Here is a 17,498-nt window from a genome sequence, read left to right on the forward strand (position 1 = left end):
ACTGCCTTTCCCTAGTGTTGCGGGTCCGCTGCGGCCCGGTGGCGCAGAAGCTCTTCCTTGAGGTGCGACGCCAGCCGCTGGGGAGTGTCCTGTTCGAACAGGAGCGCCGCGGGCAGGCGTAGCCCCGTGGTCTCCCGCAGCCGGTTACGCAGAGCGAAGGCCGTCAGCGAGTTGAGCCCGACCTCCCTGAACGCCCGTGTCATCTCCACCGCGTCGGACGACGGGTACTCCAGTACGGTCGCCACGTCCGCACGTACGAGGTCCATCAGCAGGGTGTCCCGCTCGGGGTCGGGCAGACCCGCCAGACGTCGCTTGAGGAGGCTGAGAGCCCCCGACGGACTGCCCGGCTGCCCCGCGGAGCGCCGGTTCGGCGTCCGCAGCAGACCGCTGAGCGGAGCCGAACCGTCCGCGGCGACCTCCTCCGGGTCGAGAGCCGCGAGGTCGAACCGCACCGGCGCGACGGTTGCCGTGTCGAGACGGCAGGCTGCGTCGAACAGGTCCAGGCCCTCCGCCCAGGACAGCTCGGCCAGGCCTGCGTGCCGGGCCCTGCGCGGATCTGCCCCCGCAGGCTCAGGAACGTTCCCCGCATCCCACGGACCCCAGCCCAGCGACAGCCCGGCGCGGCCGTTCGCCCGCCGGTGTTGCGCCAGTGCGTCCAGGAAGGCACTGAGTGCGGCGTTGCCGCCCGGGCCGAGAGCTCCCAGCGTCCCCTCGATGGACGAGAACAGCACAAATGCGGACAGCTCCTGATCGGCGGTCAGCTCGTGGAGATTCAGGGCCGCGTCGATGCCCGGGCGCAGCAGCGCGTCGAGGTCTTCGGGGGTCACTGCGGCAGCTTCGGCGCCGTCCGGCGCGCCCGAGGCGTGCACGACCGCCGTCAGCGGGTGCTCCGGCGGAATCCCGGCCAACAGCCCGGCCAGCGCGTCGCGGTCGGCCGGGTCGCAGCCGCTCACCGTGACGTCGGCCCCCAGGGCGGTGAGCCGGTCCTTGAGCGCGGCGGCGTCGGCACTGTCCTCGAGGCCCGGCCGGACGGTGAGAAGCAGCCGCCGCACGCGGTGCTCGGCGACCAGGTGCCGGGCGACCGCCGCGCCTGGCGTACCGGTGGCACCGGTGACCAGGACGGTGCCTTCCTGGCCGGACGGGAAGGCGGCGCCCGCCGAGGCCGCGGGGTCCTCCGTCCTGGTGAGACGCGGGACCCTGAGGAGGCCCTTGCGCAGCGCCAGTTGGGGCTCATGGGCCGCCAACGCGGCAGGCAGGGAGCGCCAGGACGCACGGTGTCCGTCCAGGTCGGCCAGGACGAACCGCCCGGGGTCCGCCAGTTGTGCCGAGCGGATGAGACCCCACACCGGTGCGGCGGCCAGATCCGGACCGGTGGCGCTGTCACCTGCGGCCACTCCCCCGCGGGTGAGGAACACCAGCCTGGAGAAGGCGAACCGTTCGTCCAGGAGCCAGTCCCGGGCGAGTTCCATCGCCCGGCGGGCGGCAGATCCCGCAGGCTCCTGGAGGCCGCTGACGATCACTGCTTCCGGCGTGGGAACTCCGGCGTCGAGCGCCGTGCCCAGCGCGGCCAGATCCGCGTACACCTCCGTGTAGACCCCGGCCTTCATCAGTGACGGCCTGGTTCCCAGGGCGTCATGGCCGACCACCGCCCAGCGGGCTTCGGACTCAGGGGTGTCGCACGCCGCTTCGCGCCAGTCCAGGCGGAACAACCGGCTGCGCTGCTCCGCGCGAGCGCTCCTGAGCTGCCGGGGGGCGACCGGCCGCAGTGCGACGGCCCCGATCGACGCAACCGGCAGTCCGGTGTCGTCGGCCACCGCCGCCGTGATCACGTCCGGTTCCGTCCAGGACAGCCGCACCCGCAGCGAGGAGGCGCCCGAGGCGTACAGCGCCACCTGGCGCCACGCGAACGGAAGCCCCGGCGCGCGGCCGTCACCCGCCTCGGATGCCAGCGCGTGCAGCGAGGCGTCCAGCAGGGCGGGGTGCAGGCCGAACCGGGCTGCCTGCTCGCGCTGTTCCTCCGGCAGCACGACCTCCGCGAAGAGTTCGTCGCCCCGGCGCCATGCCGCCCGCAGCCCCTGGAAGGCCGGCCCGTACACAAGACCCGCCTGAGACAGGGTGTCGTAGAAGCCGTCGAGTTCCACCGGCTCCGCCTCCGCGGGCGGCCACAGTTCAAGGTCGAACGGGACGTGCGGGGCGGCCGGGGCCAGGGTGGCAGTGGCGTGACGCGTCCAGGGCTCCCCGGGCAGCGCGGCCTCCGGCCGGGAGAACACGCGCAGTGTCCGCCGGCCCGGCTCCTGTTCCGCTCCGACCGTCAGCCGCAGCCGAACGCCCTCCCGCTCGGGCAGCACCAGCGGGGATTCCACGGTCAGTTCATCCACGTGGTCGTACCCGACCTGGTCACCGGCCTGGACTGCGAGTTCCACGAATACGGACGTGGGCAGCGGCACCATGCCGACGACGGCGTGCTCGGCGAGCCACGGGTGCGAGGCCAGCGAGAGACGGCCGGTGAGAACCCAGCCGTCCGCGTCGGGCAGTTCCACCGCCGTATCCAGCAAGGGGTGGTCCGCCCGCCCGGGACCGTCCGGCGTGCCGGCCGCGCCGGACGGCAGTGCGGACTGCTTCAGCCAGTAGTGGCGGCGTTGGAAGGCGTACGTCGGCAAGTCCACCCGGCGGGCTCCTGAGCCCGCGAACACCGCGCGCCAGTCCACCTCGACCCCGTGCACATGGAGCTCGGCCGTCGCCGCCGCCATCAGGGGAGCACCGCCCTGGCCGGCCTCTTCCGAACACACCGTCACCGCGGCCGTCCCGGCCTCCTCCGCGGTCTCACAGACCGCGCCGGCCAGCACCGGGTGAGTGCCGAGCTCGACGAACACGCCGTGCCGGCTGTCGAGCAGGGTGCGTACGGCATCCGCGAAGCGGACAGGTTCCCGCAGGTGCGCCAGCCAGTGCTCCGGGTCCAGCCCGGCCGTGTCCAGCCATCCGCCCGAGACCGCCGAGCAGAAAGGCACTTGCGCGTGACCCGGCCGGATGTCCGAAAGCGCCTCGGCGAGCTCAGCGTGCAGCTGCTCGACCTGTGAGGGCAACGGCCGTTCCCCCGGCACCCGTTGTGCGGGGACGCCGGCGGCCCGGCACCGGGCGAGCAGTTCGGCGAGTGCGTCCGGTTCGCCGGACACCACAACCGAGGCGGGTCCGTTCACCTCGGTCACCGAGATCCTTCCCTCCCACCGCCGCAGACGGTCCTGAATCTCGGCGAGCGGCAGGGCGACCGATACCGCGCCCCCGCGAAGCCGTTGGGAGGCGAGCGCCCTGCTGTGCAGTGCCACCGCCCGCGCGCCGTCCTCCAGCGAGAGGGCCCCGGCCACACAGGCCGCCGCGATCTCCCCCTCGGAATGGCCCACCACCGCCGCCGGCTCGACTCCGTAGGAGCGCCACAGCGCGGCGAGCGAGACCGTCACCGCCCACTGGACGGGCTGGGCGATGTCGAGCCGATCCGGCCCTCCCGGCTTCGCCGGTCCCGACACCACCTCCACCAGCGACCAGTCCACGTATCCGGACAGCGCGCGTTCGCAGTGGGCCATCGACTCGGCGAACGCCGGTGAGGACTCCAGCAGCTGCGCGGCCGCCGCGGTCAGCGGACCCTGCCCCGGCCGCCCCGGACCCGGGCAGACGAAGACCACAGCAGGGGCGTTGTCACCGGATCTGGCCCTGGCTCGCACCACCGTGCAGCCGGGATCTCCCTCGGAGAGCGCCCGAAGCTCCCGCAGGGCCGCTTCCCGCCCGGAGGCCAGGACCACCGCACGGTGCTCCAGCGCGGACCGGGTCGTGGCCAGGGACAGGCCCACATCGCGAAGCCGCAGCTTCGGGTCGGACTCCAGGAACGAGCACAGCCGGGCGGCCTGTCCCTGCAGCGCATCCGCGCTCCGGGCGGAGAGGGGCAGCGGAACCACCGACAGCTCGGACCAGTCGTCTCCCGAGCCGGCCTGCCCGTCCGCACTCTGCGTACCGGACGGGACGGCCGTGGAGCCGTCCTCGTCGCGGGCCTGCTCGATGATCACATGCGCGTTGGTGCCGCTGATACCGAACGCCGACACCCCGGCCCTGCGGGGCCGGCCGTTGCTCGGCCAGGCAGTCTGTTCCGACAGCAGCCGGATGTCGCCCTGGGACCAGTCCACGTGCGGCGTGGGCTCGTCCGTGTGCAGGTTCTCCGGCAGCAGCTCATGACGCATAGCCATGATCATCTTGATGACGCCGCCTGCACCCGACGCCGCCTGGCTGTTCCCGAAGTTCGACTTCATCGATCCCAGCCACAACGGCCGACCGGGCTCACGGCCCTGTCCGTACGTCAGCATGAGTGCCTGCGCCTCGATCGGGTCGCCCAGCGGCGTACCCGTTCCGTGGGCTTCCACCGCATCGACGTCCGAGGCGGACAGCCCGGCGCTCGCCAGCGCCTGCCGGATGAGCCGCTGCTGGGCCAGGCCGTTCGGCGCGGTGAGCCCGTGGGAGGCTCCGTCCTGATTCACCGCGCTGCCCGCGACCACGGCCAGCACTGTGTGGCCGTTGCGCCGGGCGTCGGAGAGGCGTTCCAGCAGCAGCAGGCCGACGCCTTCGGAGAGGTTCGTCCCGTCCGCGCCCGCGGCGAACGGCTTGCACCGCCCGTCCGAGGCCAGCGTCCTCTCCCGGCTGAACGCCAGATAGGGATCGGGCTGCGACATGACGGTGACCCCACCGGCGAGAGCCAGGTCGCACTCGCCCGACCGCAGCGCCTGGGCACCCAGGTGCAGCGCCACCAGGGCGGACGAGCACGCGGTGTCGATCGCGACCGACAGCCCCTCCAGGCCGAAGGCGTAGGAGACCCGCCCGGCGATCACGTTGCCGGCCGTCCCCATCTGCATGCCCGACACGTAGTCCTGGTACGTCACCCCGGCGAAGACGCCGGTCCGGCTCCCCTTCAGTGAGGCGGGAGCGATGCCGGCCCGTTCGAACACCTCCCACGATGTCTCCAGCATCAGCCGCTGCTGCGGGTCCATGGCCAGGGCCTCGCGCGGCGATATCCCGAAGAACTCCGCGTCGAACTCACCGGAGTCGTAGAGGAATCCGGCCTGCCGCAGGTAGGTCGTGCCGGGCCGGTCGGCATCCGGGTCGTACATTGCCTCGATGTCCCAGCCGCGGTCGGCCGGGAACGGCCCGAGGCCTTCCCGGCCTTCGGCGACCAGTTGCCACAGCGACTCCGGGGAGTCGACTCCGCCGGGGTACCGGCAGCCCATCCCCACGATCACGACGGGGTCGTCCTTCACCGCCACGAGTGGCGGCATCGCCGCGGGGACGTCCTCCGCCGCACCGTCGCCGTCCAGACCGAGCGCGGACAGCAGATGCCCCACCAGGGCGCCTGCGGTGGGATGGTCGAACACCAACGTGGCGGGCAACCGGAGTCCGGTCTCCTGGCTCAGCCGGTTCCGCAGGGTGATCGTGGTCACCGAGTCGAAACCCAGCTCCTTGAACGGCCGCTCGGACTCGACCAGTTCGGCCGTGTCGTATCCGAGGAGTGTGGCCACCTGCGTACGCACCAGCTCCGAGACCACCCGGCGACGCTGGGCCTGCCCCATCCCGGCCAGGCGCCGGGCGAGCCCGGAATCAGCCTGCCCGACGGCGGACTCGACGGCCCGACGGGTGGGGGCTCGCAGCAGACCGCGCAGCAGACCGGGCAGTTCGCCGTCCTCCGCACGCGACCGCAGCGAGGCGACATCCAGCCGGGTCGCCGCGAAAAGCGCCCCGTCGGCCGCTGTCGCCGCGTCGAACAGGGCGACCCCCTGCTCGGTCGACAGCGGCAGTGCGCCGCCCCGGGTCATACGCGCGATGTGCGCTTCGGCCAGTTGCGCGGTCATCCCGCTGGTGGCCTGCTCCCACGGCCCCCACGCGAGCGAGGTCATCGGCATGCCGGCCGCCCGCCGGTGGTGCGCGAGGGCGTCGAGGAAGGTGTTCGCAGCCGCGTAGTTGCCCTGTCCCAGGTTCCCGTGCAGACCGGCGACGGAGGAGAACACCACGAACGCCGACAGGTCGAGGCCACGGGTCGCCTCGTGCAGGTTCACCGCCGCGTCCACCTTCGCCCGGAAGACGTTGGCAACGCTCTGGGGCGTCTGCGATGTCAGCAGCCCGTCGTCGAACGTCCCCGCGGTGTGGACCACTGCGGTCAGCGGGTTTTCGGCCGGTATGCCCGCCAGCAGCGCCGCCAGCGCCTCCCGGTCGCCCACGTCACAGGCCTCGATCGTCACATCGGCCCCGAGGGCGGCCAACTCGTCACGGAGCTGCTCCGCTCCGGGTGCCTGTGGCCCGCGGCGACTGGTCAGCAGCAGATGCCGGATGCCGTACACGCTCACCAAGTGGCGCGCGAACACCTGGCCGAGGCCTCCGGTGCCGCCCGTGATCAGTACGGTCCCTTCGGCACGGAATCGCGGCTCCGTTCCCTCGTCCGCCGGCGAGGGCATCCGGGCGAGCCGAGGCGTCAGGAACTCACCCGCCCGCACCGCGACCTGCGTCTCACCGCTCAGCACCGCCCCGGGCGGCAGCTCTTGCGCGGATTCCCGGTCGACCAGCACGATGCGCCCCGGGTGCTCGGACTGCGCCGAACGCACCAGTCCCCATACGGGGGCATGCACCAGGTCCGGCACCGGGTCGTCGGCTCCGGCGGCGACGGCCCCGCAGGTCACCACGGCCAGACGCGTCGCGTCGAAGCGCTCGTCGCCCAGCCAAGCCTGAAGGAACGCCAGTACGTCCGCCGTAGCGTCCTGGGCCGCCGCAGCGACACCGGGCCCCGCCGTGTCCGCGTCCGGCCCGAGGACCAGCGCCGCCACCCCGGGTGGTTTCGCGGCACCCGCGTCCAGGGCCGCACCGAGGGCAGCCAGGTCCGCGTACGCCTGCGCGGGTACCCCGGCCGCGGTGAGCCCGGCCGCCATGGGCACACCACCGGTGCCCAGGACCGCCCAGCCGTCGGCCGCCGACTCGACCGGCGCCGCGTCCGCAACGACGGTCACCGGTTTCCAGTCCACTGTGAACAGCGCATCCCGGTGGGCGCTTCCGGCTCCCGCCAGCGCCTGGACCGGGACAGGCCGCACCGAGAGCACATCCACCATGGCCACGGGACGGCCCACGGTGTCCGCGAGCGCGAGGGAGACCGTGTCCGTCCCCACGCCGGAGAGCTTCACGCGCGCGGCCGTGGCACCCGAGGCGAACAGGGACACACCGCTCCAGGCACAAGGCAGGGCCATTTCCGCGGAGTCAGCGGGATCCGGGAGGGCACTCAGCATCGTCTGCAGGGCTGCGTCCAGGAGTGCCGGGTGCAGCCCGAACGCTCCGGCCTCCTGCCCCGGCTCCTCCATGGACACCTCGGCGAAGTAGTCCCCGCCCAGCCGCCAGACCGCCCGTAGCCCTTGGAAGACGGGGCCGTACTCGTAGCCGGCAGCGGCGAGCCGGTCGTGGAGCCGCTCCACGGAGACGGGCTCGGCGCCTTCCGGCGGCCACACACCGAGATCGAAGGAGGGGACCGGTGTCTCAGGTGCCAGCACTCCTGCGGCATGGCGCGTCCACTCGGGCTCCAACTCCTCGTCGCCCGGCCTGGAATGGATCGTCACCGCGTGCCGCCCGGCCTCGTCGACGGCCTCGACGAGGATCTGCAACTGGACCGTTCCCCTGGTGGGCAGCACCAGCGGGGTCTGCACCGTCAGTTCCTGGAGCAGGCCGCACCCCACCTCGTCCCCGGCCCGGACCGCCAGCTCCACCAGCGCCGTCTCCGGCATCAGCACCGCCCCCGCCACCTTGCGATCGGCGATCCAGGGCTGCGCCTGCAGGGAAAGCCGGCCCGTCAGCAGGATGCCGCGCGCATCGGCGAGTTCGACGGCGGCTCCCAGCAGCGGGTGGCGGGTGGCGCCCAGGCCCGCTGCCGCGACCCCCGCCGATGCGGAGCCCGCGGTCGGCAACCAGTGGTGTCGGCGCTGGAAGGCATAGGTCGGCAGCCGCACCCGTCGGTACCCGGCCCCGGCGAACAGCGCCGGCCAGGCCACGGCCGCCCCGTGGGCGTACAGGCCCGCCATCGCAGCCGTGAACGCCCGGTCCTCGGGCTGGTTCCTGCTGAGGGCGGGGACCAGCAGCCCGCCGTCCACAGACAGGCTCTGCGCGGCCATGGCGGTCAGAGTGCCGTCCGGGCCCACCTCCAGGCAGCGGGTGACGCCGTCCGCCTCCAACTGGCGGATGCCGTCGGCGAACCGCACGGCCTGCCGGACGTGGCGCACCCAGTAGTCCGCAGACGCGATGTCCTCTGGCCTGGCGGACTCCCCGGTGAGGGTCGAGACGATCGCGATCCGCGGCGCCTCGAAGGTCACGCTCTCCGCCACCCGCCGGAATTCGTCCAGCATCGGCTCCATGAGCGGCGAATGGGACGCGAGGCTCACCCGGAGCCGCGTCGCTTTGCGGCCCATCTCACGGATGCGCTCGGCCACCTCGGTGACCGTGCCCTCGGTGCCGGAGATCACGGTCGCGTCGGGACCGTTGACCGCGGCGATGCCCACCTCGCTCTCGCGTCCTGCCAGCAGCGGCAGCACCTCCGCCTCCGAGGCCTGGAGAGCGACCATGGCGCCGCCTGCCGGAAGGGCCTGCATCAACCGGCCACGGGCCGCCACGAGACGACACGCGTCCTCCAGTGACCACACCCCCGCCACATGCACCGCCGCGAACTCACCTGTCGAGTGCCCCAGCAGCACGTCCGGCCGCACGCCCCACGACTCCACCAGCCGGAACAGAGCCACTTCGAGGGCGAACAGCGCGGGCAGCGCATAGTCGATCCGGTCCAGCAGTCCGGCGTCCTCGCCGAAGACCACGTCCCGCAGCGGGCGCTCCAGCTCGACGTCCACGTGCGCGCACACCGCGTCGAAGGAGTCCGCGAACACCTCGAACGTCTCGTACAGTTCGCGGCCCATTCCCAGCCGCTGCGACCCGCCTCCCGCGAACAGGAAAGCCGTCTTCCCCGCGCCCGTCTTCCCCGCGCCACCCGCCGTACCGGTGACCACGGCCGGAGCGGCCCCACCGGCCGCCAGCGCATCGAGTCCCGTCAGCAGCTCAGTCCGGTCCGCGCCCAGCACGACCGCCCGGTGCTCGAACGCCGACCGCGTCGTCACCAGGGATCCGCCGACGTCCAGCGGATTCAGTTCAGGGCGGGCACCCAGCCATTGCGACAGCCGCTCCGCCTGAGCGCGCAGCGCCGCACGGCTGCGCCCCGACAGCACCCACGGCACCACCGGGAGCGGGCCCGACGCCGCGGGCTCGTCGCTCTCGGCGGGAACATCGGCCGGAGCCTGCTCCAGGACCACGTGCGCGTTGGTCCCGGACACCCCGAACGCCGACACCCCGGACCGGCGCGGACGCCCGTCCACCGGCCAGTCCGTGTTCTCCCGGAGCAGTTCCACCGCGCCTGCCGACCAGTCCACCTTTGAGGACTGCACATCCGCGTGCAGGGTGCGGGGCAGCACTCCGTGCTGCATCGCCAGCACCATCTTGATCACACCGGCCACACCCGCGGCCGCCTGCGTGTGAGCGATGTTCGACTTCACCGAACCAAGCCACAACGGCCGGCCGGGCTCCCGGTCCTGCCCGTACGTGGCGAGCAGCGCCTGAGCCTCGATCGGATCGCCGAGGGTGGTGCCGGTGCCGTGCGCCTCCACCGCGTCCACGTCGGACGCCGCAAGGTCCGCGCCCGTCAGGGCGGCCCGGATCACCCGCTGCTGCGACGGTCCGTTGGGCGCGGTCAGGCCGTTCGACGCACCGTCCTGGTTCACCGCGCTGCCCCGCACCACCGCCAGCACCTGATGACCGTTGCGCCGCGCGTCCGACAGCCGCTCCACCACGAGCACGCCGACGCCTTCGCCCCACCCCGTGCCGTCCGCGTCGTCGGAGAACGCCTTGCACCGGCCGTCCGCCGACAGTCCGCGCTGCCGGCTGAACTCCACGAACACATTCGGCGTCGACATCACGGTCACACCACCGGCGAGCGCGAGGTCGCACTCCCCCGACCGCAGGGCCTGTGCGGCGAGATGCAGCGCCACCAGCGACGACGAGCACGCCGTGTCCACGGTCAGCGTGGGGCCCTCAAGCCCCAGCACGTACGCGATCCGGCCCGACATCACGGACGCCGTGATGCCCGTGGCGAGATACCCGTCGGCGTCCTCGGGCCGGTTCAGCATGAGGGCCAGGTAGTCCTGGCCGTTGGATCCCACGAAGACGCCGGTGCGGCTCCCCCGCAGCGCGCCCGCATCCATGCCCGCCCGCTCCAGCGCCTCCCAGGTCGTCTCCAACAGCAGCCGTTGCTGCGGGTCCATCGCCGCCGCCTCGCGCGGCGATATCCCGAAGAAGGACGAATCGAACCGCGGCGCATCGTAGAGAAAGGCGCCCCGGCGTGTGTACGTCGTCCCCTGCCGGCCCGACGGGTCGTAAATCCCGTCCAGGTCCCACCCGCGGTCCGCCGGGAACTCGGAAACCGCGTCCTCGCCCTCGGTCAGCAGCCTCCAGAAGCTCTCGGGCGAGTCCACTCCGCCCGGGAACCGGCACCCCATACCGACGATCGCGACCGGCTCCTGCCGACGCGTCTCCGCCTCCTGAAGGAGGCTGCGGGTCTGCCGAAGATCTGCTGTGACCAGCTTGAGGTATTCCCGCAGCTTCTCTTCGTTGTTCGCCATCGTCTACCACTTTCCTGAGGGGAGGTATGAGCGAGCGTTACAGAGACCGGGGTCAGGAGATTCCCAGTTCTTTGTTGATGAGATCGAACATCTCGTCATCGGTGGCCTCGTCGAGCCTCGCCACCTTGCGGCCCGCATCGTCCGCAGCCTCGACGCCCGTCCAAAGCGCCAGGAGTTCACGCAGCTTGGCGGTGACCCTCAGGTGCGTTTCCCCGTTCGTCTCCGCCGACCCGGCCGCGGCCAGCACAGCCGCCAGCTTGTCGACGTCAGCGACGACCCCGGTACTTTCCGGGGCATCGGTGTCGGGACCGAGGAGTTCGCTGTGCAGGAACGAGGCGAGGTCGAGCGGAGCGGGGTGGTCGAACACCAGGGTGGCGGGCAGGTGCAGGCCCGTCACCGCGTTCAGCCGGTTGCGGAACTCCACCGCCGTCAGTGAATCGAAGCCCGACTCCCGGAAGGCACGGGCCGCGTCGACCGATTCCGCATTCGCGTGCCCCAGCACCAGAGCAGCCTGCTCCCGCACCACATCCACCAGCATGCGGCTGCGTTCTTCGGCCGGGCACGCCGCCAACCGTTCGCGCAGCCCATCGGCTCCTGCCGTGGACCGCGCTGCATCCCATGCGGCACGCGCCTCGGGAAGATCCGCCAGCAACGGACTCACCCGGCCGGCAGTGAACGCCGGTATGAACTGCGACCAGTTCACCTGGGCCACCACGGCGGCGGGCTCCTCACCGCCCGCGACCCGGTCCAGGGCCACCAACGCGGACTCCGGATCCAGCGCGCTCAGGCCACGTCGGCGCAGGTACTCTCCCAGCCCCTCGTCAACCGCCATGCCGCCATCGGCCCACGGTCCCCAGGCCACCGACGTGGCCGGCAGCCCCAGCGCCCGGCGCTGTTCGGCCAGCGCGTCCAGATACGCGTTCGCTGCCGCGTAGTTGCCCTGCCCCGGAGAACCGATACTCCCCGCGAACGACGAGAACAGTACGAACGCCGACAGGTCGCGCTCTCGTGTCAGCTCGTCGAGGTGCGTGGCCACAACGGTCTTCGCCCGCAGCACCGCGGCGAACCGCTCCGGCGTCAGTGCTTCGATCACACCGTCGTCGAGCACACCGGCCGCGTGCACCACCGCATCCACCGGGTACTCCGCCAGCAGCCCTGCCGCCGCGTCACGATCGGCCACATCGCACGCCACCACCGACACGCGCACACCCGAGGCGGCCAGCTCGTCGCGCAACTCGGGCGCGCCGGGCGCCTGCAGGCCACGACGGCTCACCAGCACCAGATGCTCCGCGCCTCCCGCCGCGGCCCACCTCGCCACTCGTACGCCGAGCGCACCCGTACCACCGGTGACCAGCACGGTCCCCGACGGCTTCCATCCCCCGCCGAGGCCGCCGGGCGAGACCCGTCCGAGCCGGCGACCGAACACGCCGGACGCCCGGACCGCGACCTGGTCCTCGCCTTCGGCACCTGCGAGCAGCCCTGCCAGCCGGGCCGCCGCCCGCCGGTCAATCACCTCGGGCAGATCCACCAGACCACCCCAGCGGTCCGGGTACTCCAGCGCCGCCACCCGGCCCAGACCCCACACTGCCGCCTGCGCCGGATCCGGAGCCCCGTCCGAGCGCCCCACCGACACGGCTCCCCGCGTCAGCACCCAGACCGGCCCCCGGACATCGGCGTCACCCAGCGCCTGGACCAGCGCCGCCGTGGCCGCCGGTCCCGCCGGCACCCCGCCGTCACCGGCACCGCAGAGCCCCAGGAAAGACAGGACACCCGCGACCGGCGCCTCGCCCGCGGCTGCACCGAGGGCGGCGGCAAGCTCCGGACGGCCCATGCCGGGTTCGTACGCCACCGGCTCCAGGCCGGCCCCTCTGGAAACCAGGCCCTCGATCACGGATCCGGCCCAGGCGTCCTTCTCCAGGCCCGCCGGAACCACGGCCAGCCAGCGCCCCGATACGGCGCCGGAAACCGTGCCCAAGGGCTTCCAGCTTGCCCGGTAGAGCCACTCGTCCACCCGCGACCGCTTCCGCTGCCCGCGCCGCCACGACGACAGGGCCGGTACCAAGCCACCCAGCACCTGCTCGTCGACCCCCAGCGAACCCGCCAACGACGGGAGGTCTCCACGCTCGACCGCGTCCCAGAAGCCCGCGTCCGCCCCATCGGAAGCGACCGGTCCGGAACCCGGCTGCGCGCCGTCCGGCCAGAAACGCTCACGCTGGAACGCGTACGTCGGCAGGTCCACCTTCGACGGTCGCGCAGGGTCGAACAGTGCCTTCCAGTCCACCCGCACACCGTGGGTGAACACTGCGGCGACGGCGGACAGCAGCGCGCCCGCCTCCGACCGGTCCTTGCGCAGGACCGGCACGAGCAACTGCTCGGAGTCCTCAACACATGCTTGGGCCATGGCGGACAGCGTGCCGTCCGGTCCCAACTCCAGGAACCGGCTGACACCCTGCTCCTCCAGACGCTCAATGCCGTCGGCGAACCGCACCGCATGACGGACATGCCCGACCCAGTACTCCGGCGAGGTGAGTTCCTCCGGTGTGGCGGGTTCGCCTGTCACGTTGGACACGATCGCGATCCGCGGCGGCGAGTCGTACGAAATGCTCTCCGCGACCCGGCGGAAGTCCTCCAGCATCGGGTCCATCAACGGCGAGTGGAACGCATGACTCACCCGCAACGACGTCGTCTTACGCTCCAAACCGCGGAAATAGTCAGCGACCTCCGCGACCGCTGCCTCCACACCCGACACGACCACGGAGTGCGGACCGTTGACGGCCGCGAGGCTCACCTCGCTCTCGCGGCCCGCCAGGAGTGGCAACACCTCCGCCTCCGACGCCTGCACAGCCACCATCGCCCCGCCTTCGGGCAGCGCCTGCATCAACCGGCCACGCGCCGCCACCAGACGACACGCATCCTCCAGCGACCACACCCCCGCCACATACGCGGCCGCCAACTCACCAACCGAATGCCCCAACAGCACATCCGGCCGCACACCCCACGACTCCACCAACCTGAACAGAGCCACTTCCAGCGCGAACAGCGCAGGCTGAGCGAACTCAGTCCGGTTCAGCAACTCCGCATCATCACCGAACACCACCCCACGCAGCGAACACCCAAACTCACCGTCGAACCGCTCACAGACCTCGTCGAACGACCGGGCAAAGGCAGGGAACACCCCGTACAACTCCCGCCCCATCCCCAACCGCTGCGAACCCTGACCCGCAAACAGAAACGCCGTCCGGCGGCCGGACCGCCCGCCCGTCCCCAGGACGACACCGGGATCGGGCTGCCCCACGGCCAATGCACGCAGACCTCGAAGCAATTCCTCCCGGCCTTCGGCCAGGACGACCGCACGGTGCTCGGCCACCGACCGGGTCGTGACCAACGACAGCGCCACATCGCTGAGCCGGAGCTCCGGGTCGGCGTCCACCCGTGCCCACAGCCGCTCTGCCTGGCCCGGCAAGGCGGAAGGGTCGGCCGCCGAAATCACCACCGGTGTCACAGGAAGCTCGTACTCGGCCGCCGGCTCCGGCCCGTCCCCGGTCGCTGCCGGTTCTTCCTGGACCTCAACCGCTTCGAGGGCAGGGGACTGCTCGATGATCACGTGCGCGTTCGTCCCACTGATACCGAACGACGACACACCGGCCCGACGCGGCCGGTCCGCCTCCGGCCACTCGGTGTTCTCCGCCAGCAGCTTCACATCTCCGGCGGACCAGTCCACATGTGGCGACAGGTCGTCCACGTGCAGGGTGCGCGGCAGCACACCGTGCTCCATCGCCATGATCATCTTGATCACGCCGCCGACACCCGCAGCCGCCTGCGTGTGACCGACGTTCGACTTGAACGACCCCAGCAGAAGAGGCCGGTCCTGCGGCCGGCCCTGCCCGTACGTCGCCAGCAACGCCTGCGCCTCGATGGGATCCCCGAGCGGCGTCCCGGTGCCGTGCCCCTCCACCGCGTCCACATCCGCCGCCGACAGGCCCGCCCCCGCCAGCGCCTGACGGATCACCCGTTCCTGCGACGGGCCGTTGGGCGCGGTCAGGCCATTCGACGCGCCGTCCTGATTGACCGCGCTGCCACGGACGACCGCCCACACCCGGTGACCGTTGCGCAGGGCGTCCGACAGCCGCTCCACCAGCAGCACACCCACACCCTCGGACCACGCCGTGCCGTCCGCGCCTGCGCCGAACGCCTTGCAGCGCCCGTCCGCGGCCAGCCCCCGCTGCTGGCTGAAGTCGACGAAGGTGTCAGGGGTCGACATCACGGTCACGCCGCCGGCCAGCGCCAGATCGCACTCGCCCGACCGCAGCGACTGGGCGGCCAGGTGCAGGGTCACGAGGGACGAGGAGCACGCCGTGTCCACCGTCATCGCCGGGCCTTCCAGACCGAAGGCGTACGAGATCCGGCCGGAGGCGACGCTGCCCGTGTTGCCGGTCAGCAGATAGCCGTCGGACTCGTGCACGCCTTCCCGCAGACAGGAGCCGTAGTCCTGGCCCATGACGCCCGCGAAGACACCGGTCCGCCTCCCCCGGAGCGTTTCCGGGGCGATCCCGGCCCGCTCGAAGACCTCCCACGACGTCTCCAGCAGCAACCGCTGCTGCGGATCCATCGCCAACGCCTCACGCGGCGAAATCCCGAACAACCCCGCATCGAACGACGCCGCGTCGTAGAGGAACCCGCCCTTCTGTACGTACGTCTTGCCGAGCTTCCCCGGATCCGGGTCGAACAGCCCTTCCAGATCCCACCCACGGTCGCCCGGGAACCCGCCGATTCCCTCACCGCCGTCAACGACCAGCTGCCACAGATCCTCAGGGGACTCCACGGCGCCCGGGTACCGGCAGGCCATCCCGACGATCACCACCGGATCGTCGTCCACCCCTGACATGGCGGGCAGTGCGGATCCGGAGAGCTCTTCCTTGCCGCCCACCAACTCGCCCAGCACATGCCGAGCCAGCGCGGCGGGAGTCGGATAGTCGAACACCAAGGTCGCCGACAGCCGCAGCCCGGTCGCCGCGTTCACCCTGTTGCGCAGCTCCACCGACGTCAGCGAGTCCGAGCCCAGTACCTTGAACGACTGATCCGGCTCGATATCCGCGGCCGAGGAATACCCGAGCACCGACGCGGCCTGAGCACGGATCAATTCCAGCATGAATCGTTCGCGATCGGCCGGGGACATCGGGACAAGGCGCTGGACCAGGTCGTCGGCCCCGCCGCCCTGTGCACCGGATCCGGCCGTACGGCGCAGCGGTGCGCGCGACAGACCCCGCATCAGTGCGGGAAGCTCTTCCCCTTGCCCCCTGAGCGCCGCCATGTCCAGGTTCACCGGCAGCAGTACGGCCCGTGCGAGATCCGGTCCGCCGTCCAGCACGGTGTCGAGGTGACCCAGCCCCTGTTCCGCGCTCAGCGGCAGGACGCCGCCTCGCGCCATCCGGCGCAGATCCACCTCACTCAGTTCACTCGTCATGCCTGCGTCCGGCGCCCAGGGGCCCCACGCCAACGACGCGGCCGGCAGACCGAGAACGCGGCGTCGCTGCGCCAGGGCGTCCAGAAATGCGTTGGCGGCCGAGTAGTTGGCCTGGCCCGCACCACCGAGTGTCCCGGCCGCAGAGGAGAACACCACGAACGCCGACAGGTCCATGGACTGCGTGAGCTCGTCGAGGTTGGCCACGGCGTCCACCTTCGGCCGCAGCACGGTGTCCAGGCGCTCCGCAGTCAGCGAGGAGACGACTCCGTCGTCCATCACGCCCGCCGTATGGACCACCATCGTCAGGGGATGCTCCGATGGGATCGAGGACAGCAGGTTTTCGAGCGTCTTGCGGTCCCCCGCGTCACAGGCCGCTACAGTCACCTCGGCGCCCAGGCCGGTCAGTTCCGTCACCAGCTCCCCGGCGCCCGGCGCGTTCGCCCCGCGCCGGCTGGCCAGCACCAGGTGCCGCACCTCCCGCTCGGTCACCAGATGCCGCGCCACCAACGCGCCCAGACCGCCTGTCCCACCGGTAACCAGCACCGTCCCGTCCGAGAGGGTGCGTCCGTCGGGCGTCGGCCGGGGGCCGGCACCGTCAGGCAGGGAGGACGTGGGCGTCGGCCGGAAGCCGGCTCGCACCAGCCTCGGCACGTGGACGGACCCACCGCGCAGGGCCAACTCCGGCTCTCCCGAGGCCAGCGCGACCGGGAGCACGCCCCAGGATTCCGTTGTCGCGTCGACATCCACCAGTACGAACCTGCCTGGGTTCTCGGTCCGTGCGGCCCGGACCAGACCCCAGACGGAGGCCAGGGCGGGATCAGGGGCATCTTCATCGAAGGCCACTGCGCCCTCGGTGACGACGACCAGGCGGGAGCCCTCGAAACGCGGCTCGGCCAGCCATTCCTGTACCAGCGTCAGCACCTGCCGGGTCACGGCATGAGTCGTCTCGGCCAGACCGGTCCGGGAGTCAGGCAGTCCGCAGAGGTAGAGAACCGTCTGCGGGGCATCCCCGTCACTGGCGGCCACCGTGGCCAGGTCGGTCCACGCCTGTACGGGGACGGCGAGCGCGTCTTGCAGGGCAGTGCCGTCCTGTGCCGCGGGCTCTCCGACCACAGCCCATTCGCCCTCGGACACGGCGGGCGCGTCGGGTGTCGGTGATGTGATCCAGTCGAGTTGGAAGAGTCCGTCGCGGTGTCCGCCATTGCGGACACCGACAAGCAGCTCAGCCGAGGCCTCACGCAGAACCAGCGAATCGACCGACCCCACAGCACCACCGGCAGCGTCCGCAAACTGAAGCGAGACCGCTTCCGGCCCGG

The 17,498-nt window shown here is 71.8% G+C and carries 2 pseudogenes; both read right to left on the reverse strand.

The annotated features are described in order from the left end of the window. Positions 1-11: 11 nt before the first annotated feature. Positions 12-10,673: pseudogene (locus tag ACFYWY_RS35580) on the reverse strand (type I polyketide synthase); the annotation flags it as partial. A 97-nt stretch (positions 10,674-10,770) separates the two neighbouring features. Then, positions 10,771-17,145: pseudogene (locus tag ACFYWY_RS35585) on the reverse strand (type I polyketide synthase); the annotation flags it as partial. Positions 17,146-17,498: the final 353 nt, after the last annotated feature.

Origin of the sequence: Streptomyces sp. NPDC002870 (assembly GCF_042888505.1) — a bacterium.
GTDB lineage: Bacteria > Actinomycetota > Actinomycetes > Streptomycetales > Streptomycetaceae > Streptomyces.